This window comes from Clostridioides difficile ATCC 9689 = DSM 1296 (assembly GCF_001077535.1).
Classification (GTDB): Bacteria; Bacillota; Clostridia; order Peptostreptococcales; family Peptostreptococcaceae; genus Clostridioides; species Clostridioides difficile.
This window is the reverse complement of record NZ_CP011968.1, coordinates 2,786,955-2,811,741: the sequence shown is the minus strand read 5'-3', so window position 1 is coordinate 2,811,741 and position 24,787 is coordinate 2,786,955. Positions and strand designations below refer to the sequence as shown.

Annotated in this window: 19 protein-coding genes; 17 read left to right on the top strand and 2 right to left on the bottom strand. The window is 28.1% G+C overall.

The features are described from left to right. Window positions 1-12: 12 nt before the first annotated feature. From CDIF1296T_RS13480 to CDIF1296T_RS13420, 12 genes are all read left to right on the top strand, one after another. Window positions 13-300 (top strand): PTS sugar transporter subunit IIB, encoded by a 288-nt coding sequence (locus CDIF1296T_RS13480; protein ID WP_004454867.1) that lies wholly within the window; start codon window positions 13-15, stop codon window positions 298-300. 132 nt (window positions 301-432) lie between these two features. Next, window positions 433-1,692, top strand: a complete 1,260-nt coding sequence (locus CDIF1296T_RS13475) for a PTS ascorbate transporter subunit IIC (RefSeq protein WP_009897756.1) — start codon at window positions 433-435, stop codon at window positions 1,690-1,692. 2 nt (window positions 1,693-1,694) lie between these two features. Next, entirely contained in the window at window positions 1,695-2,435 is a 741-nt protein-coding gene (locus CDIF1296T_RS13470; RefSeq protein WP_009890755.1) for an SIS domain-containing protein, read from the top strand. 322 nt (window positions 2,436-2,757) lie between these two features. Continuing rightward, window positions 2,758-4,068: an ABC transporter substrate-binding protein gene (locus tag CDIF1296T_RS13460; RefSeq protein WP_016729386.1), complete on the top strand. Its 1,311-nt coding sequence runs from the start codon at window positions 2,758-2,760 to the stop codon at window positions 4,066-4,068. A 97-nt stretch (window positions 4,069-4,165) separates the two neighbouring features. Further along, on the top strand, window positions 4,166-5,083 hold the full coding sequence (locus tag CDIF1296T_RS13455; RefSeq protein ID WP_004454863.1) for a carbohydrate ABC transporter permease: 918 nt from the start codon (window positions 4,166-4,168) through the stop codon (window positions 5,081-5,083). Window positions 5,084-5,098: 15 nt separating this feature from the next. Continuing rightward, on the top strand, window positions 5,099-5,908 hold the full coding sequence (locus CDIF1296T_RS13450) for a carbohydrate ABC transporter permease (protein ID WP_004454862.1): 810 nt from the start codon (window positions 5,099-5,101) through the stop codon (window positions 5,906-5,908). A 57-nt stretch (window positions 5,909-5,965) separates the two neighbouring features. Next, window positions 5,966-7,714, top strand: a complete 1,749-nt coding sequence (locus CDIF1296T_RS13445) for a DUF4091 domain-containing protein (RefSeq protein WP_009897751.1) — start codon at window positions 5,966-5,968, stop codon at window positions 7,712-7,714. Window positions 7,715-8,017: 303 nt separating this feature from the next. Next, a complete protein-coding gene (locus CDIF1296T_RS13440) occupies window positions 8,018-8,998 on the top strand; it encodes a glycoside hydrolase family 5 protein (protein ID WP_021387008.1) in 981 nt (326 codons plus the stop codon). Between the two features lie 4 nt (window positions 8,999-9,002). Further along, on the top strand, window positions 9,003-11,309 hold the full coding sequence (locus CDIF1296T_RS13435; protein ID WP_009897748.1) for a glycosyltransferase: 2,307 nt from the start codon (window positions 9,003-9,005) through the stop codon (window positions 11,307-11,309). 10 nt (window positions 11,310-11,319) lie between these two features. Next, window positions 11,320-12,396, top strand: coding sequence for a hypothetical protein (locus CDIF1296T_RS13430; protein WP_021368734.1), 1,077 nt, complete (start codon window positions 11,320-11,322; stop codon window positions 12,394-12,396). A gap of 17 nt (window positions 12,397-12,413) precedes the next feature. Then, window positions 12,414-13,832 carry an MBOAT family O-acyltransferase gene (locus CDIF1296T_RS13425; protein WP_009897741.1) on the top strand — a complete coding sequence of 473 codons (1,419 nt, stop codon included), beginning with the start codon at window positions 12,414-12,416 and terminating at the stop codon, window positions 13,830-13,832. A gap of 14 nt (window positions 13,833-13,846) precedes the next feature. Continuing rightward, window positions 13,847-15,055 carry an alginate O-acetyltransferase AlgX-related protein gene (locus CDIF1296T_RS13420; protein WP_009897739.1) on the top strand — a complete coding sequence of 403 codons (1,209 nt, stop codon included), beginning with the start codon at window positions 13,847-13,849 and terminating at the stop codon, window positions 15,053-15,055. Window positions 15,056-15,128: 73 nt separating this feature from the next. On the opposite strand, the gene CDIF1296T_RS13415 is transcribed toward CDIF1296T_RS13420, so the two are convergent. Continuing rightward, window positions 15,129-16,517, bottom strand: coding sequence for a cation:dicarboxylate symporter family transporter (locus CDIF1296T_RS13415; RefSeq protein ID WP_009897738.1), 1,389 nt, complete (start codon window positions 16,515-16,517; stop codon window positions 15,129-15,131). Between the two features lie 340 nt (window positions 16,518-16,857). Between CDIF1296T_RS13415 and CDIF1296T_RS13410 the strand changes: the two genes are divergently transcribed. Next, complete coding sequence (locus tag CDIF1296T_RS13410) at window positions 16,858-18,192, top strand: CoA-disulfide reductase (RefSeq protein WP_009897736.1); 1,335 nt, start codon at window positions 16,858-16,860, stop codon at window positions 18,190-18,192. 141 nt (window positions 18,193-18,333) lie between these two features. Here CDIF1296T_RS13410 and CDIF1296T_RS13405 read toward each other — a convergent pair whose 3' ends face one another. Beyond that, window positions 18,334-19,251, bottom strand: coding sequence for a ribonuclease Z (locus CDIF1296T_RS13405; protein WP_004454848.1), 918 nt, complete (start codon window positions 19,249-19,251; stop codon window positions 18,334-18,336). A 207-nt stretch (window positions 19,252-19,458) separates the two neighbouring features. On the opposite strand from CDIF1296T_RS13405, the gene CDIF1296T_RS13400 reads away from it, so the two are divergent. From CDIF1296T_RS13400 to CDIF1296T_RS13385, 4 genes are all read left to right on the top strand, one after another. After that, complete coding sequence (locus CDIF1296T_RS13400) at window positions 19,459-20,343, top strand: DUF4846 domain-containing protein (protein ID WP_009897734.1); 885 nt, start codon at window positions 19,459-19,461, stop codon at window positions 20,341-20,343. A gap of 212 nt (window positions 20,344-20,555) precedes the next feature. Further along, window positions 20,556-22,397 (top strand): bifunctional metallophosphatase/5'-nucleotidase, encoded by a 1,842-nt coding sequence (locus tag CDIF1296T_RS13395; RefSeq protein WP_009897732.1) that lies wholly within the window; start codon window positions 20,556-20,558, stop codon window positions 22,395-22,397. 304 nt (window positions 22,398-22,701) lie between these two features. Then, the gene (locus tag CDIF1296T_RS13390) at window positions 22,702-23,409 is read left to right on the top strand and encodes a response regulator transcription factor (RefSeq protein WP_009890737.1); all 708 of its coding nucleotides are present in this window, start codon (window positions 22,702-22,704) and stop codon (window positions 23,407-23,409) included. Beyond that, complete coding sequence (locus CDIF1296T_RS13385) at window positions 23,403-24,713, top strand: sensor histidine kinase (RefSeq protein ID WP_004454840.1); 1,311 nt, start codon at window positions 23,403-23,405, stop codon at window positions 24,711-24,713. The genes CDIF1296T_RS13390 and CDIF1296T_RS13385 overlap by 7 nt, the downstream gene beginning before the upstream one ends. Window positions 24,714-24,787: the final 74 nt, after the last annotated feature.

Here is a 24,787-nt window from a genome sequence, read left to right as displayed (position 1 = left end):
GAGGAATGAAAAATGAAGATATTAGCAGTATGTGGTTTTGGTGTAGGTTCATCAATGGTATTAAAAATGACAATACAAAAGGCTCTAAAGCAGTTAGGTATAGAATGTGAAGTAGAAAATACAGATATAAATTCAGCTAGAGGTGCTGATTGTGACTGTATATTCACAAGTCAAGAATTGTTAAATGAATTAAAAGGAACTTGTAATGTAGATGTATATCCAGTTAAAAAGTACATGGATTTAGCAGAAGTCACAGAAGTTGTTCAAACTTTTTTAAGTGATAAAAATGATAAGAAATAGTATAAGTTTTAAAAAGTAAATTTAAGTTAATCAGAATAAAATAAAAACTTACTAAGTTCAAAAATAGTAAGAAAGAGAGGAGGGATTTAGTGGTAGAAAACTTAAACAGTTGACTTATCACTAAAAAATATAATGCTTGATTTTATTTCAAATAATATTTTACGTAATCCATCTATGTTAATTGGATTAATAGCAGCATTTGGTCTTGTACTACAGAAGAAGAAAGCATCTGATGTTATAAAGGGGTCACTACTTGCAGCTTTCGGAATTATAATTATGGAGACTGGAACAGGTATGTTAGTTAGTTCAATAGCACCAATTAATGGAGCTTTCCAAAGTATAAGTGGTGGTGCAGTAACAAAAGGTTTAAGTGATGTTACTTTTACTGCAAGTTATGGTGGAATTATAGGTTTAGCAATGTTTGCGGGTTTAGCTATTCACCTAATGATAGCAAGATTTACTCCTATTAAGACAATCTTCTTAACAGGTCACATGCTTTATTGGTTCCCATTCATATTTGTAGCTTCAGGAGTTGAAGCTGGATTAAATGGTGGAGTATTAATAGCTTTTGCAGCAGTATTATCAGCACTCTATTGGTCAATAATGCCTTGGTTATTAAGAAAATATGTGTTTGATGTTATAGGAGATGATTCTTTTACATTAGGTCATCCATCTGGTTGTTTAGCACTTATATCAGGATTTGTTGCTAAATTAGTAGGAAATAAAGAAAAATCTACAGAAGATATAAACATACCTCAAAGTTTATCATTTTTTAGAGAAATATCTATAAGTGGTGGAATGGCAGTGTTTTTAATGTTTATAGTTGTTGGGATAGTAATACCAGGTGCGTTTAAAGATAGTAATGAGTTTATTGGAACGTATGCAATAAAGCAAGGTCTTTCTTTTGGAGCAGGTCTTATAATAATGCTTCATGGGGTAAGAATGCTAATAAATCAAATAATGCCAGCATTTCAAGGTATATCTGAAAAAGTTGTGCCAAATGCACTACCTGCTTTTGACTGTCCAATATTATTTAATTATAAACCAAATGCTGTATTAATAGGATTCTTAGTTGCTATGCTAACATCTACAGCTATGATTTTAATATGTAACTACTTTAATGTATTTAATTTGCTACTTATACCACTTGTTATAACTTCATTCTTTGAGTGTGGAGCAGCAGCAGTAATAGGAGAATCACAAGGTGGTATACGTGGAGCTATAATAGGTACAGCTATAGCTGCAATATTTATGGTAGTTTTAGTAGGAATATCTGCTGTAATTTACTCAGGAACTATTCAAAATTGGATACTAATATTTGGAGGTAATGACCTTTCATTATTTGGTATAATCAGTAGGTTTATAGGTTCACTATTTGGAGGAATATTATAGATATGAAATTTAAATACATAGATGAGATAAGAAGATTAATTGATATAATAGAAAACGAAGAAAAAGTCAATATGGAAAAAGCAGTACAAATCCTTGTTGAAGCAATAGAAAGTAAAAATGCTATATTTTCATTTGGAGCTTCACATGCAGGAATATTAACAGAAGAATTATTCTATAGAGCAGGTGGCTGTGTTCTTATAAATCCAGTATTTGCAAAATCTCTAATGTTAGATACAGCACCTATAACTCACACAAGTAAGATGGAAAGATTAGAAGGATATGGTACAGCTCTAGCTGATAAAACTCCAATTAAAAAAGGAGATGTAGTTATAGTTCATTCAGTATCTGGTAGAAATCCAGTAAGTATAGAGTTTGCTATGAAAGCTAAGGAAAATAAGGCAATAGTAATATGTATAACTAATTTAAGTTACTCAAAAAGTGTATCTTCAAGACATTCTTCAGGAAAAAAACTTTATGAAGTATGCGATTTAGTGATAGATAATCATGGTCAAAAGGGAGATGCCTGTGTAGAGATAGATGGATTAAACCAAAAAGTTAGTCCAACTTCTACTGTAATAGCAACTACTGTGATGAACTCTATTATAGCTCAAGCTACTCAGGAATTAGTTAATAAAGGGCTAAAGAATCCTCCGATTTTCTATAGTGCCAATATTGATGGTGGAGATGAGTTAAATAAGAAGATTTTTGATGAATATAAAAGTGTAATTCATTATGAATATTAAGGTTAAAAAAATATGTTAATGAACTTTGAAGTTTATCAACAAAGAATATTAATAATATATAATAAATGCTATCATTTAAAAGCTGTAGGTAAAAATCTACAGCTTTTTATTATTGTAGATTAAAAAGATGCGTAATTAAATTTTAAATTGGAGAAAATAAATTGGAAGGTATCAATTATAAATATTAGAAACGTTGTCATAGAAAAAAACTATATTAAAAAAAAGTACATAGAAAAAACTGATTAGACAATAAATACATGCTTTGATAATATTTTAAATGGAGTGAAAATGTGTAGAATTATAATGAAAAAAGAAAATAAAAATGAAAAAAGAAAATAAAATGGAGGGAATAAAAGTGGGTATGTTAAAAAAATTATGTTCACTAGCTATGGTAGCAATTATGACTACAACACTTATAACAGGGTGTTCAAGTGGAAATGGAAAAGATTCAAAAAAGGATGGCGAAAAAGAAAAACTAGTTCTTTGGATGCCACCAGTAGAAAATAATATGAAGGAAGTTTGGGACCCTATTTTAGATAAATTTGAGGAAAAAAATAACTGTGAAGTAGATTTACAGATAATTCCTTGGGATAATTATTCTGAAAAATTTGCAACAGCTATAAGTGCTGGCGAAGGTCCAGATGTAGGATATATGTATGCAGAAATGTATCCACAGTTTATAGAAAGTGGAGCAGTAGAAGATTTGACTAACTATGCAACTAAAGAGGATAAAGAGCAATCTATTTATATAAAAACATCTGAAATGATGGGTGGAATGTATGGTATGCCATTCCAAGCAGCAAATCCAGGGGTATTATACTATAACAAGGATATTTTAGAGAAATTAGGAGAAAAACCTCCTAAAACATGGGAAGATTTTAAAAGAATTTGTAAAAAAGCAACGCAAGATACTGATGGTGATGGAAAGATAGACCAATGGGGATTAGCTCAGGGATGGGGAGCTAAAACTTTTGGTAACTTAAACTGGAACTGGTATCCTTATTTATGGCAAGCTGGTGGAGATATATTTAATGATGATTTAAAATCGGTTAAATTTAATGATAAGAGTGGTTTAGAAGCAGCTAAGTTCTTAAAAGAATTACAAGCATATGTGCCTGAAGATTCTTTATCTAAAGATAGTAATGAAATGATAGAAAGTGTATTTGGACCAGGGAAAGCAGCATTTACAATAATGTTATCTTCTGCTGCAACAAGTGTATTTGATGAATCATTCCCGGATTTAAATTGGGGATTTGTAACTGGACTAGAAGATAAGAAAGCAGCAACTTTTGGAGCAGTAGACCATTTATCTTTAATGTCATCTGCGAAAAATAAAGAACTTGCATACAAGTTAATACAACATATGTTAAGTGTTGAATCAATGACAGAATTTCATAAAGCAATACCAAGAGCACCAATAACAAAAGGTGAACCATATCAAGGTGATGAAAGATTCAAAGAAATGGTGGAAAATGACAAAAATGTATATAGACCATTAGTAGTAGGACCTCATGGAGTTGAAATATATGAATATTTATGGAAAGAACTTCAAACTATGATTTCAGGAGATAAAACTCCAAAACAAGCGTTAGATGATGCTGCAAAATATTCAAATGATTTATTAGCACAATAAAAGTTTAAAGCTGTAATATGTTGTAAAGGACTTTACAGATTAAAATTAGCATTGTATTTATAAATACAATGCTAATATTTATATTGGAGAGGATAAAATGGAAAACTTAGTTAGAGAGTTTGAAGAAAATTCAAAAAGAAAAAAAACAAAATTAAATATTAAACCATATATGTATATATTGCCATTGGGAATAATTTTAGTGGCGTTTTATGTGATACCAATAATAATGTCAATATACTTTAGTTTTACAAAGTATAATATTATTAGTCCAGCTACTTTTATAGGTTTAGAAAATTATAAAAAATTATTTACAGATGAAACATTAAAAGTATCTATTATAAATACTATTAAATTTACTGTTGTTGTAGTACCTTGCCAAACTATATTATCATTGATTTTGGCTGTTTGGATTACAGGAAAAGGAAATAGTAAAATAGCTTCATTTGCTAAAGGTGCTATATTTATACCAGTATTATCATCTATGGTTTTGATAGGTATGGTATGGAGGGCTTTATTGAATGGAGAAGGTTCTATTATATATCAGGTATTAGGTGCCTTTGGAATAGAATCATCTAAACTTTTAGGAGATAGTAAGACAGCATTACCTACACTTATGTTTATATCTATGTGGAAAAATATAGGGTATTTCATGGTAATTTATATTTCAGCTATAATGAATTTACCAAAACACTGCTATGAAGTAGCGAAGGTTGATGGGGCTACAAAACTTCAAGAATTTATAAAAATAACTGTACCTTTATTAAAACCAACTACAATAATGGTTGTATTTTTAGGGTCGATATGGTCATTACAAGTATTTGACTTAATTTATACTGTGACAGGTGGAGGTCCAGGTATATCTACTATGAGTATAGTTATGCATGCATTTAACTTAAACTTTAAAAACTTTAATTCTGGATATGCAATGACTGTAGCAAACGTATTATTTTTGTTAATAGCAGTAGTTTCGATTTTACAAAATAAGCTTGTAAGACGAGACAATTCAGATTTTTAGAAAGGTAGGTATAATATGAAAACAGCAAGAAGATTATTAAGTGATGGTTTACTTTTATTTATAGCGTGTGCAAGTTTGGTACCTTTTATATACATGTTGATAATATCATTGAAGATAACATATAACTCATATAGTTTGGATATATCTTTTTCAACAGTAACCCTTCAAAACTATATAGATATTTTTACTAAAAAAGGATTTGCACAATATTTTTTTAATACAGCAATAGTATCTTTTTCAGGTGTATTATTAAATTTAGTATTTAGTACATTAGCAGGATATTCTTTTGCGAAGATGGATTTTAAAGGTAGTGATAAGTTATTTTTATTTATGATAATGACTTTAATTATACCTTCCCAAGTTACAATGATACCACTATATATAATAATGAAACACTTAGGATGGATAAATAGTTATCTTGCACTTATTATGCCAATACCAACTGCATTTGGCGTATTTATAATGAGACAAGCTATTTTAGGAGTACCAAAAGAGTTATTAGAATCAGCAAAGATAGATGGTTGCTCGGATTTTAGAATTTTAATACAAATAGTGTTGCCTTTAATTAAACCAGCATTAATTACACTAGCAATATTTACTTTTATGGGAGCATGGAACGAGTTTATGTGGCCTCTTATAGCTACAACTAAAGATGCAATGAGAACATTAACAGTTGGATTATCTACTCTTAAGACATTCCAGATAACTAATTATGGACAGATGATGGCAGGGGCTACAATAACATTTTTACCGCCATTTATTTTCTATTTGATTTTGCAGAGTAAATTTGTTGAAGGTGTGTCTTTGTCTGGTATAAAAGGTTAAATAGTCTAATTTAATAATATATAAAGAAACTTATATAAATATGGAGGAATTTAAACTATGGAAATTTCATATGTACTGAAAGATTGCACATTCAAACACAATAAATATTCAGTTATAGAAGCTGAAACTTGGAAAGATAAGGATTTGGATATTGTAGTAGCTAAAGGTGAAAAATTTGCATTTCAAATTATGTTAAAAGCAACAGAAGAATTTAATTGTACAATTGATAAAAGCAGTGCTATATCATGGAAAGGCCTAGGAAATAGAGTAAGGTTAGCATTAAATGTGCCTAATAGTTTAGAAAATAATTTTAGTATAAATATATTAGGATATGTTCAAGATGATACAAAGGCATTTGTGAATGATGCTATTTTAAGGGATAAAGATGTGTTAGTAGAGCAATATTTGCCTCAAACATTTTGGATTGAAGGTCAAGTACCAGAAGATTTTGAAGAAAATAACCTTGATATAGGTATTGATATATTTAAAAGCTTTGGATATGAAGACGAAGAAAAAGTTTGTACAATTGATGTTCCTGTAAAAGTAAGAAATGTTGTGCTAAAGCCTTTAGATGAAAGCAAGTTCTTTTTAGATTTATGGCAACATCCAAGTTGTTTAGCTAGAATGTATAAAGTTGAGTTATGGTCTGATATACATTTTGAAATAGTCGATAACTATTTAAAAGAATTAGCATCTTTAGGAGAAAAAGTTGCAACAGTTATAGTTTCAGATTATCCATGGGCAGGGCAAAGTTGTTATAAAGTTTATAAAAATCCATCAAACTTATATGAATATAACATGGTAAGTGTATCAAAAGGATTGGATGGAAAGATTAAATGTAACTTTGAGAGTATGGATAGGTATATAGGCATAGCTGATAAGTATAAAATGGCTAAGGAGATAGATTTATTTGGTCTATTAGGTAATTGGTGTGCTGGTGAGTTTGGAAATCCTGTAGAAGGTTATAAGGACCCTATAAGAGTAAGATATTTTGATGAAAAGGATAAAGTATTTAAATTTATAAACAATACAAATGATTTAAAAGAATATATAGGATTAGTATTAAATCATTTAATAGAGTGTGGATTATGGGACAGAGTAAGGATTATAGCTGATGAACCAAATAATCCAGAAGTAGTCAAAGAGTGTATAGAATTTATAAATTCTACTGTAGGTACTCATCAAGTTAAATATAAATCAGCAACTCACGACCAAAACTTTTTAGACAGAGCTAAAGATGAAATTGATGATATGTCAATAAATTTAAAACTTACTATACAAAATTATAAAGATATAGAAAGTCTTAAGAAAAAAATCAATGACAAGGGTGGGATATTGACTTGGTTTGTATGCTGTTTTCCAGAGAAACCAAATAGTTTTTTAAGTTCTCCTTTTGTAGAAAATAGAATAATAGGATGGTATACTTATTACTTTGGTCTTGATGGATTTTTAAGATGGGACTATAATTTATGGACAGAAGACCCTTGGAAAGATTCAAGTTACAAATTCCCTATTTGGAAAGCTGGAGATATGTTCTTTGTTTATCCTGGAAAAGATTTAAAGCCAGTTAGAAGTGTCAGAATGGAGAATTTAAGATTTGGAATACAGGACTTTGAGTTATTTACAATGTTAGAAAAAGAAAAGGGAAGAGAGTATATAGAAGTTGAGCTTATGCAAGAATTATTAAATAAAAAAGAAAATGCTGAAATTAAAGGTTTTGGTGACATAGAACTAGGATATTCACTTGATAATTGGGGATATGATAAAGTTAAAAAATATGTATTAGAGTTGTTAGACAGAGTATAAAAAATATAAGAGTGTCTCAAAATGAACTTTTTAGTTCATGAGGCACTCTTTTTGTATGAAATCAATATAGTTTCATTGTTTCAACAATGAAAAATAGGATTATTTCTATTCTAAGACAGCCCTTTAGTTTTTTAGTTGTATTCAATGTTTTAAAACTAACTATAAACGCTATAAAGTTTATAAATGACAATAATTATATATAACATGATGTACTTTAATTTGCTATAATAGGGATTGAATAATATTATATGGAAGATAACATTGTTTGGGGGGATTAATATAAAAAGAATAGGTATTATTATAATGTTTTTTTTAAGTATATCTTTTATTGGATTTTATCTTGTAATAAGAGATAACAGTGATACAGTTAAGATGCAACGAGGGATAAATATAGGTAATGCACTAGAATCACCTAAGGATTTTCCGTGGGATGTAAAAATGTCAAATAAGTTTTTTGATGATATAAAAGATGCAGGTTTTGACACAGTACGTATACCAGTAAGGTTTTCTGATTATACGTCAGATTCTGATAATTTTAAAATTGATGAAGAATTTTTTAAAAAGATTGATAAATATGTAGATTATGCATTGGATAAAGACTTAATAGTTGTGTTGGATTTACACCATTTTGAAGAAATTATGAAAGAACCAAGAGTTCATAAAGAAAAGTTTTTAAAAATATGGCAACAGATAGCTAATAGGTATCAAAAATATGATAAAAAATTGGTATTTGAATTATTAAATGAACCTAAAGAAAATTTATATTCACAGTTACTAAACGAATACATTGAAGAAGCAATAAAGATAATTAGAAAAACTAACCCTAAAAGAACTATTATAGTAGGACCATATAATTTCTATCAAATTGATTATTTGAATGAATTAAATATTCCTAAAGATTCTAATATAGTAGTTTCCTTTCACTATTACGAGCCAAATGATTTTGCATTTCAAGGAAATATCTATCATAAGGGATTTGAGCACTTAAGCAATATTACTTGGGAAGGAACAAATGAACAAATGGATTATTTAAAAAAAAGGTTTGATACTGTGGAAAATTGGGCAAATAAAAATAAGGTAAAAATCTTCTTGGGTGAATTTGGAGTAACAAAAGAAGCACCAGAAACTTCAAGGAGAGCTTGGGTAAAAGCTGTAAGAGAAGAAGCTGAAAAACGAAACTTTTCATGGGCTTATTGGGAGCTTGCTTCTGGATTTGGTATATACAATCAAATTGAAGGGACTTGGGATAGAGAAATATTAAGTGCATTAATAGAAAAGAGGTGATTTTATGAAGAAAAATTCAAAAAAGATACTTATAACTTTAACTATTATTACTAATATAGTATATATATTGTGGAGAATTTTTTATACAGTACCTAAAGAAGAAGGGATGTTTGCCCTAATCTGTGCCATAATACTTCTTTTTGTAGAGATAATGGGTATGATGGAAATGTTTGTGCATTATTATGGTATGTCAAATATTGAGTACCCTGAAAAACCAATCATAAGTGAAGAACTTTATCCACATGTAGATGTATTCATTGCAACATATAATGAATCTGTTGATTTGGTGAGAAAAACTGTAAATGGGTGTATTCATATGCAGTATCCAGATAAGAAAAAGGTACATATATACATATGTGATGATGGAAATCGTGAAGAAATGTGTATTCTAGCAGAAAAAATGGGTGTAAATTACATAACTAGAACTGAAAGAGAAGGAGCAAAAGCTGGAAATTTAAATAATGCAATGCAACATACAAATTCCCCTTTGATTGCTACATTTGATGCAGATATGATACCAATGCATGACTTTTTAATTGCTACAGTACCATACTTTTTGAAAAATGAGCAAGCTAAAAAAGATGGAGAAAAAGAGGAGTATGAAAAGGTTGGTTTTGTGCAAACTCCACAGAGTTTTTATAATCCAGACTTGTTTCAATTTAATCTGCACTCTGAAGGAAGGATTCCAAATGAGCAAGATTATTTTTACAGAGACATTCAATTGGCTAGAAATAGGACAAATTCTGTAATTTATGGTGGTAGTAATACAGTTATTTCAAGGGAAGCACTTGAAGAAGTTGATGGATTTTATACTTATTCTATTACAGAAGATTTTGCAACAGGTATCTTAATTCAAAGTAAGGGGTATAGATGTTATGCTATTCCAGAAGTACATGCATCAGGTTTATCTCCGACAGATTTAAAAAGTCTTATTAAGCAACGTGAAAGATGGGCACGTGGATGTATACAAACTGGTAGACGTCTAAATATTTTGTTTAGGAGAGGTTTAGGTTTTTGGCAGAAAATAAGTTATATTTCTTCAATTACTTATTGGTATGCAAGTATAAAACGCTTTGTATATATAATGGCACCTATTTTATTTTCTGTGTTTAATGTGATTGTAGTAAAATGTACGTTACTTCAAGTATTGGTATTTTGGTTGCCAATGTATATTTTAAGTAGTTTATCTCTTAAAATATTTTCTCAAAATATAAGAAATACTAGATGGACCAATATATATGAAACTATAATGTTTCAGTCTTTAATGCCAGCAGTAATACTTGAAACGTTTGCAATATCTAAAAATAAATTTTCAGTAACAAATAAGAGTAAATTAGAAGAAAATAGAATGTATAAGTTTTTACAGGGAATACCTTATTTTATTTACATGGTCTTATCTATCATAGGAATTTTAAAAATGTTTGTAGCAATATTTAAAATGAGTTCAATGACATATTCAGTTGTATTATTTTGGTTGATTGGAAACCTTTTTAACCTTGTTATGGCTACATTATTTATATCAGGGAGACAGCAGTTAAGAAAGTCTGAGCGTTATATTGCTGAAATTGATTTTAAGTTAAAGCAAAATTCTTATGTTCTTTCTTCAAAAACAATTGATATATCAGAAAATGGGTTTGCATTTTTGCTAGAAAATCCAGAATATATTTCCCCAGAAGAAGAGTTTGAGGTAGAGTTTAGAGAAAAATCTGGAAATGAAATGTATATAGCTAATATGAAAGCAAAGATTGTTAATGTTGTGGAAGTAAATTCAAAGTGGAAATATGCAGCTTATATTACACATATTGAGGATAGTGAAATAGATAATTGGATGTGTATTGTTCACGATAGAATACCTACTTTACCAATGACAATATCTAATCAACTAGGTTTCTTTGATGATTTGCAAATTAATGTAAAAAAACGTATTGAAAAAACTAGAACATTATCACGAAGAAGTCCAAGAATCAATATGAATTTTCAGATGGATATAAAAAATACAGGTAAATTAAGAATAGTGAATTTTAATTATCAATATGTATTATTAAATTTTGAGAATAAAAGTATTTATCCTAAAGAAATAGCATTGGAAATTAATGAAAATATTGTGTTAGAATGTGATTTGTGTGAGGGTAAAATTGATGAAAGAGGTATCTTATATAAAGTAAATAACATTGACAGCATAATGCAAAATTTCTTTTTAAGAGATGAAATGATGGATTGGATATTACAAAATAAGACAATTCTTGTTTCAAAGCCTAGTGAAAAGAAGGAAAAAAGTATAGATGAGTTTGAACCCATGGAATATATTTAGGAGAGATGAAATGAAGACTTTAAAAGTGTTTTTTTGTTCTACAAAATATCTTATTTTGGTGTTTATTTTTTTTATAAATACTACTTTTATAAGTTCAGCAACAAGTGATAAAATTTTAGATTTATCCTTTAAAAAGATAGAGACTGACTTAAGTTCTAAGATTACATATGAGGATACAGGTGTAAGAATAGAAACGGATAGTTCTAAAAGCGATAAGGAACGTTATTTATATATTTACCAAAATATAAAAGAAAATTGGAGCATGTATAATAATTTTTATATTGAAATTCAAAATAAAAATAAAAGTTCTCAGAGAATAAATTTAAGCATACAAAGTAAAAATATGCTTGAATTTAGATTAAAAGAAGGTAGTGAAGTATTTTTAGAAGGTAAAAATATAATATATTCAGATAAAATAAAAGAAGGATGCATAGAAGTACCAGGTGAATTTGAAGGCAAAATTTATGTGAACTTTAATAGCCTTATAAATGAGGAAAGTAATGTTGTGCTGGACTCAAATATGCTTTCAAACATTGTTAGTTGGGGAATTACGTTTATTCCATCTGATGAAGAACATAATATTGTTATTATAAAAAAGATATCTTTATTGTCTGAAGAGAAATTAAGATTTTTAAATAATATTAAAATAATTGGCGATGAAGAAGTACAAATACCAGTATTGGGTCAAAGTATAAGTCAGTATGAAGTATTAGGTCTTAAAAGTGATTCTAAAATTAAGTACTCTCTTATGGGAAAACAAGATAATGTGAGCATATCTCAAAAAGGTAAATTAACATTAAGTAATAAAGCCAAACCTGGACAAATTATTTTACAAGTTAATGTTGATGATAAGTTTAAAATTGGAAAGAAAATAACATTAACTGAGTCTTGGAGTGTTAATAAAAAAGATAAGGATGGTGTTCCATATACATTAGTATATCCTGAGCAATCACCAACAGTACAAGATATGAAAAAAATAAACTTTATGAATAACATCATAACGTTTGTTCGAATTTTATTTGTATCTCTAGTAATAATATGCTTTGGAATATATTTATATTGGAAAAAATGTTCAAAAACTAAGTAAAGAGAGGAGGTTAGATTGTGTTATTTTCAAGTTTAATTTTTTTATTTTATTTTTTACCTATAACTTTGGTTTTATATTATGTATTTAGGTTTAACCGAACGATACAGAACATGATATTGCTTGCTGTTAGTTTATTTTTTTATGCTTGGGGAGAGCCAAAATTTGTTGTTATCATGATAGTTTCCATAATAATGAACTATATATTTGGTTTACTGGTAGATAGATATAGGGAAAGTAAAATAAAAGTAAAAGTTTTTTTAGTTTTGATGTGTGCATACAATATAGGTGTTTTATTTATATTTAAATATCTAGCTTTTGCGCTAAGAAATATTAGTGAACTTATTAGTACTGAATTGACTATACCTAGTATTGTTTTACCCATAGGAATTTCATTTTTTACATTTCAGGGAATGTCTTATGTTATAGATGTATATCGTAGACATGGAGAAGTCCAAAAGAACCCTTTTTATGTGGGATTGTATATAGCATTTTTCCCACAATTAATAGCAGGTCCTATAGTTAGATATGAGAGTGTGGCAGAACAAATTCTCAATAGAAAAGAAACTTGGAATAAATTTTCTATTGGTACTTGTAGGTTTATAACAGGTCTAGGTAAAAAAGTATTAATTTCAAATAACATGGCTATAGTAGCAGACTATATTTACACTATGAATAGTCAAGGAGAAATAGCTGCATCACTTGCATGGCTTGGTTCAATAGCCTATACTCTGCAAATATTCTTTGATTTTTCTGCTTATTCAGATATGGCTATAGGCTTAGGTCTTATGTTTGGTTTTAAATTTGAAGAGAACTTTAATTATCCATATATATCAAAATCAATTAGTGAGTTTTGGAGAAGATGGCACATTTCTTTGGGAATGTGGTTTAAGAGCTATATATACTTTCCGCTTGGAGGTTCTAGAGTAGCAAATAAAGATATTATGATTAGAAATATGTTTATAGTGTGGTTATTCACTGGAATATGGCATGGAGCAGAATGGACATTTGTAATTTGGGGGATTTTAAACTTTGTTTTCCTAATTATAGAGCGATTTATAATGTTTGAAAAGATTGAAAATCACAATTTTATAAAACATATTTATGCTTTATTAGTAGTTAATTTTGGATGGGTATTGTTTAGGTCACCTAATTTAAAAGAAGCATATAATTATTTTAAAGCTATGTTTGGAGGCAATGGAGCTATATGGAGTGATTATACATATATGTTTTTAAAAGAATACTGGGTTTTCTTTATATTTGCATTTATTTTTAGTGTACCTATTGCAAAGAAAATCAATAAGTTTGTTGTTGAACAAGCTAAATATAGTATGATATTTAACGTATTTTATCCAATCTCAGCTATTTTATTGTTTTTTATTTCTGTGACATATTTAGTAACTGGAAGCTATAATCCATTTATTTATTTTAATTTTTAGTTGGGAGGAAAAGTATGAATAGATTTTTTAAAGTAAGATTAATAACTGCAATTATGTTCTTAATTATTTTATTCGCTTTCTCTATCTTTAATGTTTGTTATTCTGGAAAAGATACGATACAGGAAATAAAAAATTCAATAGCTGAAAAAAGTAGTTTAAAAGATACAATATCATCTATTGATAATACAGTGAATGACAAAGTAATATACAAAAATACGTTCATTGAAACTTATGGCTATTTACAAAAATTAATGGGTAAAAATGAGTTTTCAAAATTTAGTGTTGTAAAAGATACTTCTGGAAAGATGCATTATACATATTTTGCTAAAGCTCCAAATCCAGTTGGTGTGATAGCAGATAGGGTAAGAAAATTTTCTGATGAAATGGAAAAGCAAAACACTAAATTGGTTTACCTAATGACTCCAGATAAGTATATAAAAGGAGTGACAAAATTTCCCAAAGGAATACCTTATTCTTATAGTAATGAGACAGCAGATAATTTTTTAAATCAACTAAAAAAGTATAATGTGGACTATATTGATTTTAGAGAAAATATTTTAAAGAGTGGTATTCCAAAAGATGATTTATTTTTTAAAACAGACCATCACTGGAAAGTAGAAACTTCTTTTTGGGCATTTGGAGAATTAGTTGAGCAACTTAATAAAAAATACAATATGAATTTAGATGAAAATCATTATTATAGAGATAAGGACAATTATAATTCAATTGTATATCCTAAGTCATTTCTTGGTTCTATGGGAAGAAAGACTGGTATCTTATATGGTGGTATAGATGATTTTACATTAATTTATCCTAAATTTAAGACTAATTATACTTATTATACAGATTCTAAATCTCAAAAATTTGAATTAAAAGGAAGGTTTGAAGAGAGTTTAATATTATCATATCCTTTTAATGCAGACCTTAATTTAATGGATGGTCAATCAGATAAGTATTTTACATATTTATTGGGGAACAGACCATTAGTTAAAATAAAAAATATAGAAAATCCAGATGGATTAAAAGTGCTGTTTGTTAAAGATTCTCTAATTGTACCAACAGCAGCATTTTTTTCCTCTGTTTGTTCATCTATAGATATGATAGACCCTAGATATTATGATGGAGATATACTAGAATATGCAAAATCCCATGACTATGACTTTGTTTTTATATCTGTATATCCCCAAAATCTTACAAAAGAATTTTTTCCGTTTTGTGAGTAAATTTCTAAAAAAGTTTTCTGATAAAATAAATGGCTAACTGGTAAAAAGTTAGCCATTTATTTTGAGTGTTATTCTAAGAAATATTTTTTTTACTAAATACTTCTTTATCTATTTTTCCAAGTGATTTTCCTACAGTAATTGATGATACCATAGCACCATTAACATTTATCATAGTACGTCCCATATCTAGTATAGGGTCTATTGCAAGTATACCACCAACTAATGGAAAATAAGAACCAAGACCAACTCCAGAGATAACAACTGAAACGGCCATTGTAGCAGTTCCTGGAAGACCAGCTATTCCAAACGAACTAATTGTTATAACAATTAACAACATAACATAAAAGCTCATATCCATGTTTACTCCAGCCATATTGGCAAGTGTTACAGCCATTAAAGCAGGATATATACCTGCACAACCATTCATACCCATATTTGCACCTAAACTTGCTGTAAAGCTTGATACACCCTCATCAACTCCGTGATTTTGTACTAGACTTTCTATCGTTACAGGCAATGTTCCTAAACTAGAACGTGAAGTAAATGCCAGAAGTAAAGCTTCAGTTGAATTTTTTATATAAGTAATGGGATTTAGACCATTTAAAGTTATAAAAATTAAATGTATGATAAATAATATTGCAACTGATATATAAAGAGCTAATATAAACTGTAAAACAGATACTATTGAACTAATACCTTGTGAAGTTATTGTATTTGCAAGCAGAGCAACCACAGCATAAGGCATAAATTTAATAACAGTCATAGACACACTTACAATTATTTTGTAAGATGCTTCTATAAAATCTATAAATGGTTTTATTGTCTCAAAATGTTTTTTACTTAATCTCTTTATTGAGGTAGCTATAAATGTAGCAAATATTATTGTAGCTACAATATTTCCATTTGCCATAGCCATTACAGGATTAGATGGTAGTAATCCTCTTAAAGTATCCACAAGAGAGTTTATTTCTTTAAGTTCTTGATTTTCAACTAAAGTAGGCATATTAGCTCCTACACCTAACTTCATTATATTTGCAACGATAATTCCAACAATTGCAGCTATAGCAGTAGTAGCAAGAAGCATACCTAAAGATTTAAATGTCAGAGTTCCAAGATTGTTATCTTTCATATTTATAATTACTTTTATAATGGATAAGAAAACTAAAGGTACTACTAACATTTTTAATAAGTCCATAAATCCAGAACCAAATAGGCTATACCACTTACTTACTTCTTGTAGCCAAATGACTTGAGTTGTATCATTAGGGAAACCAGCAAAAGCTTGTATTATGATTCCCAATATGAGTCCTAGTACTGTAGCATATATTGTTCTCAATGAAAATTTTATTTTTTTCTTTTCAAATTGTCTAACAATAAAGAACGTACCTAGAAGTAATATTATGAAAAAAATTGTTTTAAAATCTGTAATCATAAGAAATTGTGATAAAAATGAACTTTCCAATATTTTTCTCCTTTTATTTAAAAATAAATTTTTCTAAGTTTAAATGATATCAATATATTAAAAAAATGTCAATATTATATCACAATTTACTTAAATAGAGTAAAACAAGTTGATTTTGAAAAATGTGATTAAGTACAGAAAAATAGGGTATAATAAATGTTTAAAGAATTTGAATTGTGGTAAGAAAATAAAAAATAGCTTTTATAAGATTTGATTTCAAATTAAAATGTGTTAAATAAATAACTAAAAATTATTATAAAAAATGTTTTCATAGAATATATATCAAATGAAAAGCTTAAAATAAGTGAAGAAATTAACTAGACATCAAAGGAGAGATAAAATGAGAGTAATAATAATTGGTGGTGTTGCAGCTGGTATGAGTGCTGCAGCAAAATTAAAAAGAATAAAACCTGAGTATGAAGTTGTTGTTTATGAAAAAACTGAAATAGTATCTTTTGGTGCTTGTGGATTACCATACTTTGTTGGTGGATTTTTTAATGATGCTGATGAATTATTAGCAAGAACACCAGAGAAACTTAGAGAAGCTGGAATTGATTTAAATATATTTAGAGAAGTCGTTGAGGTTGATAGTGAATCTAAGAAAATAAAAGTAAAAAACATAAAAACAGATGAAATATATGAAGATTACTATGATAAATTGATGATAGCAACTGGAGCAAGAAGTATTATGCCTTCTATAAAAAACATAAAATTGAAGAATGTTTCTACATTAAAAAGTTTATATGATGGAGAATATCTAAAAAAACTTTTAAGTAATGAAGATAATAAAAGAGTGACAATAATAGGAGCTGGTTTTATAGGGTTAGAAGCAGTTGAGGCATGTAAGAAATTAGGTAAAGATGTAGATGTAATTCAGTTAGAAGATAGAATATTGCCACAAGTATTTGATAAGGAGATGACGGATGTATTAGAAGAAGAAATAAATAGACATAATGTTAATTTGCACTTAGATGAAATGGTTGTAGAACTTTGTGGAGAAGATAAAGTAGAAAAAGTTATAACAAACAAAGGGGAAATAGATACAGATGTAGTAATAATTGCTACTGGCGTGAGACCTAATACCGAGTTTTTGTCAAATACTAATATAAAAATGCTAAAAAATGGAGCTATAGTAGTTGATGAGTATGGAAGAACTTCTGTAGAAGATATATACTCTGCTGGAGATTGTGCAACTATAAAGAATATAGTAAGTAATGAAAATGTATATGTTCCTTTAGCTACTGGAGCTAATAAATTGGGTAGGATAGTAGGAGAAAACCTAGCAGGAAGAGAAGTATCTTATCAAGGTTCACTATCTTCAAGCTGTATAAAAATTATGGATATGGAGGCAGCATCAACTGGAATTACAGAAAGGCAAGCTAAAGATTTAGGCATAAATGTCAAATCTAAATTTATTTCTGATTATAATCAAACTCATTATTATCCAGGAAGAAATAAAATATATGTAAAGCTTATTTATGATGCAGATACAAAAGTTATTTTAGGCGGACAAGTGGCTGGGTTTAAGGATGCTGTCCAAAGAGCAAATGTATTGGCAGCTGCTATCTTTGGAAAAATGACCACAAGTCAACTTGGAATGTTAGATTTATGTTATGCTCCACCATTTGCAAGAACATGGGATGTTTTAAATGTAGCTGGAAATATATCTAAATAATATTTAGATTATAGCTAATATAGTTGACAAGCAATTAAGGGAATGAATTTACCTAAACTATTTTTATCATGGTAAAATTCATTCCTAAATTTTTATTCCAAATTTTTATTCCAAATTTTTAGAAATAAGGATTCCATTAAATTATTCATCAAAATTTAAACGCAAGCTTAATCTATCTTCTCCAAGAATAGTATTTTCAAAAACATTAGTAGCATTTTCTAAATACATACTAGGTATGTCTAAAGAAGGACTAAAATGAGTCAGTAAAAGTTGTTTGACATTTCCAAGTTTTGCAAGATTAGCAGCTTCTCTAAAAGTCATATGTTTGTTTCTAACAGCTTTTGATATATCTAAATCATCACCATACATGGCTTCACATATAAATAAATCACTATCTTTTATGAAATCTGGTATTGATTCTATAGGTCTTGTATCGGTTGTAAGACTTATCTTAACTCCCTTTCTTAATTCTCCTAAGACCATATCTGGAGTGTATTGTTTTGAATCTAAAACTATATTTTGACCTTCTTGGAGTTTGTTCCATAATATTTTAGGAACTTCGTTTTTAGTTGCCTTATCTATATCAAATTTAGGGTTTCTTCTAAAATTAAAACTGTATCCTAAACACTCTATAGAGTGTTCTAAACTGATTGTTGAAATTTCTAAATTTCTTAAAACTTTATTATCTAAAGAAAAATTGCCTTGAGGGTTTTCTATAATTTTTAAAGTGTATGGTACATATTCTACTAAATTTCTCATAGAACGTATACAATCGACTATTCCAACTGGACCAACTATAGTTAAATCACTTGTACGACCACTATTCCCAATTGTTGATAAAAGTCCTAAAAGTCCAAATATATGGTCACCATGTAAATGGGTTATACAAATCAAGTCTATATCTTTAAAGCCACATTTTTTTAGCTTCATAGATACCTGAGTACCTTCACCACAGTCAATTAGTATTTTTCTACCTTTATAGTTTATAAATACAGAGGATAGAAATCTGTTTGGCATAGGTACATTTCCACCACATCCAAGTAAAGTTAAATCTATCATTTTTTCCCCTTTCTAAAATTAACACAAATCTGTTGTTTGTTTTTATTATGATATCCTATTATAATTATTTTAACATTAAATATAACAATAAATGTGTATTTGAGTCAAGAAATATTGTCAAATAAAGTTTTTATATAACAATGTATAAAAATTTGGAGGACAAAAAGTGAAAATTATATTTAGAAGTATTTAAAGGAGGAAAATTTAATGAAAGTATTAAAGAAAATTACTATTTTGTTATTGATTACATTAACTTTAGTTGGTTGTAGTAACGGAGAAGAGAAAAAAGTGGTTGAAGGTTCTAAGAAAACTCAAAATTCTAAAAAAGATGAACAGCCTATAATAGTGCATAAAGATGCAAATATATTGAAAGATAGGTATGAGCCACCAAAAGGATTTAAAAGAGTTGATGTAGAAAAAGGTAGTTTTGAATCATTTCTTAGGAATACTAAGCTAAAAAATTATGGAGAGAAAGTAAAGTATTATGATGGAAGAACTAAGGAATCAAAAGGTATTTATGATAGTGTATTTGATGTTGATATTGGAAATAGAGATTTACATCAATGTGCAGATGCAATTATGCTTATGAGAGCAGAATACTTGTATCAGAATAAACTATATGATGAAATAAGTTTTGATTTTGTTGATGGTTTTAAGGCGAAGTATTCAAAATGGGCACAAGGATATAGAATTTCAGTAAAAGATAGTGGTTCAAGCTGGTATAAAGCAACTGAATATTCAACATCTTATGAGAGTTTCAGAAAGTTTATGGATATAGTGTTTGCATATTCAGGAACGTTATCTCTTGAAAAAGAATTGGAGCCTGTAAAAGTTGAGGATATGAAAATAGGAGATGTGTTTATAGTTGGTGGAAGTCCAGGACATGCAAGTATAATTATGGATATGGCAGAAAATGAAAAGACTGGTGAAAAGGTATTTATGATAGCCCAAAGCTATATGCCTGCACAACAAACGCAACTTCTTATTAATCGTAAAAATCCAAATTTGAGTCCTTGGTATAGTTTAGATTTTGAAGGTGATTTGACAATACCTCAATGGACTTTTAAAAGAGACCAGTTGAAAAGATTTTAAAATAATAATTTTATATAATAAAAGAAAAATATAGATGTGAAAAAATGTAATTAGATTAAAACTAATTGGATATGGACAAAATTAAATTGATAGATAAATATTAAAAATTACACTAATTAATCTTACTATAGTTTAATATTTATCTAAAAAGTTTTATGTAAAATATAAATTTTATATTAAAGCTAAAACTAATTTGAGGAGGCTAATTTATATTGAAGATTAGAAGGTATTTAATTTTGGTAATTATAATTCTAATTACAACAAGTCAGAGTTTTATTTCTTATGGGCTAGAGCGATTTGAAGAAATAACCATTTTTCACACTAATGATATACATGGAAGATATGCTGAAGGTGATGACCATATACAAATAGGAAATCTAGCCACATTGAAAAAAGAAACTCCAAACTCAATTTTAGTAGATGCAGGAGATTGTTTGCATGGACTTCCAATAGTAAATATGGATAGAGGGAAAAGTGCAATTGAATTAATTAAATGTGCTGGATATGACTATATTACTCCTGGAAATCATGACTTTAATTATGGAAAAGATAGACTGTTTGAGTTATCTAAAAGTGCTAATTTAGGAGAGAATACTTTAAAATTTTTATCATCAAATATTTTTGAAAATGGAAAAAAAGTTTTTGATAGTAATGATATAAAAGAAATAGATGGAATAAAAATAGGATTTTTTGGACTCTCAACCCAGGAAACAAAGAGCAAAACTGGATTTAAAAATGTGGAAGGATTAGAGTTTAAAAATCCTATAGAAAGTGCAACAGAACAAGTAAATGAATTAAAAGGAAAGGGTGCCAATGTAATAGTTGCAATATGTCATATTGGTACAAATAGTTTAAGTAAGCCAAATAGTATAGATATAGCAAATGAGGTTCAAGGAATTGATTTGATTATTGATGGACACAGCCACACTAAGTTTGAAAATGGTAAACAAGTGGGTGATACATTGATTGTAAGTGCAGGACAATATTTAGAAAATATTGGCGAGATAAAACTAACTTTGGATACTAATGATGTAGAAAATATAAAAATAGAAAATAAATCAGTTAGATTAATTGGAAAAGAAGAAGCATTAAAGTATAAGCTTGACTCCGCTGTAAGTAAAAAGGTTGATGAAATAAAAGAACAACAAGAAAAAATATTAGATAAAGTTATAGGGGTAACTACAAATACTCTAGATGGTTCATATGAAAATGTAAGGACAAAAGAAACTAATTTGGGTAATTTAATAAGTGACATTTTACTAGATAAAACTAAGGCTGATATTTCTTTATTTAATGGAGGGAATATTCGAGATACGATAGAAAAAGGCAATATAACAAGAAGAGATATTGTAGATGTATTTCCTTTTAGCAATACTATAGTTACCAAAGAACTTACAGGAGCACAGATTAAAGATGTATTGGAGCATGGAGTAAAACTTTATCCAGAAAAAAGTTCAGCCTTTTTGCAAGTGGGAGGAATTTCATATTACTTTAATCCTAAACAAAAAGAAGGCGAAAAAATAACAAATATTCAAAAAGAAGGAAAGCCATTAGATTTAAATAAAAAGTATGTAGTTGCAACGAATGATTATATAGCATCAGGTGGAGATGAATTTCCTTGTTTTTCAAAAGAGCCAGTACTAAAGGAATTTGGAAATTTAGAGAGTGCAGTCATTGAATATATAGAGTACAAAAAAGAAATATCAAAAAATGTAGATGGAAGAATTGGTATTAAATCTAAAGATGAGTTAATAAGCAAGAATCATGAGAGTGATTTGATATTAAGTGAAAATGAAAAAAATATCAATGATAATGAAGAGAATCTATCTAATAATATAAAAAGCTCTGATAGTGATAAAAATAAAAGCTTAGATAAAACAAGTGCTAGAGAAAGTTCTAATCTAGGAATATCTAAAAGAGAAGCTAAAGAAAAATCTCCTAAAACAGGAGATTTAGGTTTTTCAAATAGTATAATTATATTTATAGTTTCAAGTACATTGATATGTTTATTGAATTTTAATCAAAAAGAGTTAAAGGATAAAAAGTCAAAATAAAAATTAATGAGCAAAAATTAGTAGATAGTAATTTAATTTTAGATAATAGTAAACAGCAAAGGAAATTAGTTATATAAATACTAATTTCCTTTGTTTTATGTTTTAACATGATTACTTTTAAATAAAATTGTATTTTATGAAAAATAATTACACTAAATGGCATAGTATTATGGGGATTTTTAGTTTTTATTCAAGTAAATGAAATCATATTAACAACTTCTGATATATTTACAAATTGATAAAAAAATGATTTTATTAGTATGATATAATTTAGCTAGTATATATGATGATGGAGGATATAGGGATGAATAATATATTACTTTTGGAAGATGACAAATCTTTAAATAGAGGAATTAGTTTTAAATTAAAAAAAGAAGGATACAATGTTTTTAGTGCATTTGGTATAGAAGAAGCAAAAAATATTTTCGCAAAAGAAGAGATATGCTTAATTATTTCCGATATAGGTCTACCTGATGGTAGTGGTTTTGACTTTTGTGAGGAGATTAGAAAGAAAAGTGATGTTTACATAATAATGTTGACAGCTCTTGATGAAGAGGTGGATATTGTCACAGGATATGATTTAGGTGCAGATGATTATATCACAAAGCCTTTTAGCTTGATGGTATTAATATCAAAAGTGAATGCGCTTATGAAAAGAGTAAATACAGTAAAAAATTATACTCTATTAGTTTGTGATGATTTATTCTTTTATTATATAGAAAATAAATTAATTATAAGAACAGATGATAAGGAAGAAGAGATAATTTTAAGTAAGACAGAGACAAAACTATTAAAATATTTGATGGAAAATTCTATGCAGACATTGACTAAAGAGCAACTGTTAGAATCTTTATGGGATAGTAGTGGTAATTTTGTAGATGATAATACGATTGCAGTAAATATAAGAAGACTTAGACAAAAGGTTGAAAAAAATCCATCTGAACCTAAATATATAAAAACAGTAAGAGGGGTTGGATATATGTGGGGAGAAAGGAGTATAAAAAAATGCTAAAAAATATGAACCTCAAAGATGGTTTAAGTGTGAAAGATGATTATATAATGAGAAGAGTTATTGTATATTCTGTTTTATCTGTACTAATAGTAACCCTTGTATTTATACTTTTTGAATATAGCAGATTACATAAATTGTATGAACATCAAATAAAAAATACTCAAAATATTGCTGGAATATTGATTGAAAAATATCCTAATGATGAAATAGATATAGTAAATTCTATTTATAATTCTGATTATAGTAAGGTGTCTACTGGAGAAAAGGCATTTAAGAAATTTGGCTATGGATTGGAAAATAAAATGTCAAATGATAAAAATTTTAGCTTATACTTAAAATCTTTTTTTAAGGAATCATTTTTTATTTTTTTAATGATGTTTATAGTAGTTATAGGTATAATATATTATTTTATAAGATACATAAATAAAAGATTGAGTAAAATTTATTTTATAGTAGATAAGATGTCACAAGAAAACTACTTGAAGGACACTACTGAGTCAGAAGAAACTGGTTATCTAGTAGAATATAATGAATACTTTAAAGAAGGCATATTTAGTAAGATAAATAACTGTCTATATGAGCTTAATAGAAGTTTAAAGATAAAGTTTATTAAATTAGAAAAAGAAAAAGAAAGTGTAAAATCATTAGTAACAGATATTTCCCATCAATTAAAAACTCCTTTAGCATCCTTAAAATTATACAATACATTACTTATAGAAGAAGAATTAGAAGAAGATGAAGCCAACGAGTTCTTATTAACCAATAAGGCTTCTATAAATAAATTAGAAAATTTAATAAATTCTTTAGTGAACATATCAAGGTTAGAAATTAGCATGATAAACATAAAAAAAGAAGATAATGATATAAAAAATACTATTCTAAATGCAGTAAAAAGTGTTACCCCTAAGGCTAAGAGCAAAAGTATAACATTAAATTTAAATGAATTTAACAGTAGAATTATACCACATGATAAAAAGTGGACTGAGGAGAGTATTTTTAATGTATTAGACAATGCTGTAAAGTATACACAGGTAAATGGAGAAATAAATATATCTGTAGAAGAAACTGCTAATTTCTTTAAAATTATAATAGAGGATAATGGCATAGGGATTGAAAAAAATGAGTTTAATAATATATTTAAACGTTTTTATAGAGGTTCTGCTGATGAAATTGAATCTGTAGAAGGTAGTGGGGTAGGATTGTATTTAAGTAGAAAGATTTTAGAAGAACAAGGTGGAAATATTATAGTTTCTTCAAAAGTAGGAATAGGGAGCAAGTTTTCTTTGTTTCTTACAACTATGTAATATTAAATGAAAGGAAAATGTAAGCCTCTACATTTATTATATAAGTATAAACAGCTCCAGAAATAAAAAATTAA

Coding starts and splice junctions, on each gene's coding strand:
- CDIF1296T_RS13480 (WP_004454867.1), top strand. CDS start 13: ATGAAGATATTAGCAGTATGTGGTTTTGGTGTAGGTTCATCAATGGTA.
- CDIF1296T_RS13475 (WP_009897756.1), top strand. CDS start 433: ATGCTTGATTTTATTTCAAATAATATTTTACGTAATCCATCTATGTTA.
- CDIF1296T_RS13470 (WP_009890755.1), top strand. CDS start 1,695: ATGAAATTTAAATACATAGATGAGATAAGAAGATTAATTGATATAATA.
- CDIF1296T_RS13460 (WP_016729386.1), top strand. CDS start 2,758: ATGAAAAAAGAAAATAAAATGGAGGGAATAAAAGTGGGTATGTTAAAA.
- CDIF1296T_RS13455 (WP_004454863.1), top strand. CDS start 4,166: ATGGAAAACTTAGTTAGAGAGTTTGAAGAAAATTCAAAAAGAAAAAAA.
- CDIF1296T_RS13450 (WP_004454862.1), top strand. CDS start 5,099: ATGAAAACAGCAAGAAGATTATTAAGTGATGGTTTACTTTTATTTATA.
- CDIF1296T_RS13445 (WP_009897751.1), top strand. CDS start 5,966: ATGGAAATTTCATATGTACTGAAAGATTGCACATTCAAACACAATAAA.
- CDIF1296T_RS13440 (WP_021387008.1), top strand. CDS start 8,018: ATGTTTTTTTTAAGTATATCTTTTATTGGATTTTATCTTGTAATAAGA.
- CDIF1296T_RS13435 (WP_009897748.1), top strand. CDS start 9,003: ATGAAGAAAAATTCAAAAAAGATACTTATAACTTTAACTATTATTACT.
- CDIF1296T_RS13430 (WP_021368734.1), top strand. CDS start 11,320: ATGAAGACTTTAAAAGTGTTTTTTTGTTCTACAAAATATCTTATTTTG.
- CDIF1296T_RS13420 (WP_009897739.1), top strand. CDS start 13,847: ATGAATAGATTTTTTAAAGTAAGATTAATAACTGCAATTATGTTCTTA.
- CDIF1296T_RS13410 (WP_009897736.1), top strand. CDS start 16,858: ATGAGAGTAATAATAATTGGTGGTGTTGCAGCTGGTATGAGTGCTGCA.
- CDIF1296T_RS13405 (WP_004454848.1), bottom strand. CDS start 19,251: ATGATAGATTTAACTTTACTTGGATGTGGTGGAAATGTACCTATGCCA.
- CDIF1296T_RS13400 (WP_009897734.1), top strand. CDS start 19,459: ATGAAAGTATTAAAGAAAATTACTATTTTGTTATTGATTACATTAACT.
- CDIF1296T_RS13390 (WP_009890737.1), top strand. CDS start 22,702: ATGAATAATATATTACTTTTGGAAGATGACAAATCTTTAAATAGAGGA.
- CDIF1296T_RS13385 (WP_004454840.1), top strand. CDS start 23,403: ATGCTAAAAAATATGAACCTCAAAGATGGTTTAAGTGTGAAAGATGAT.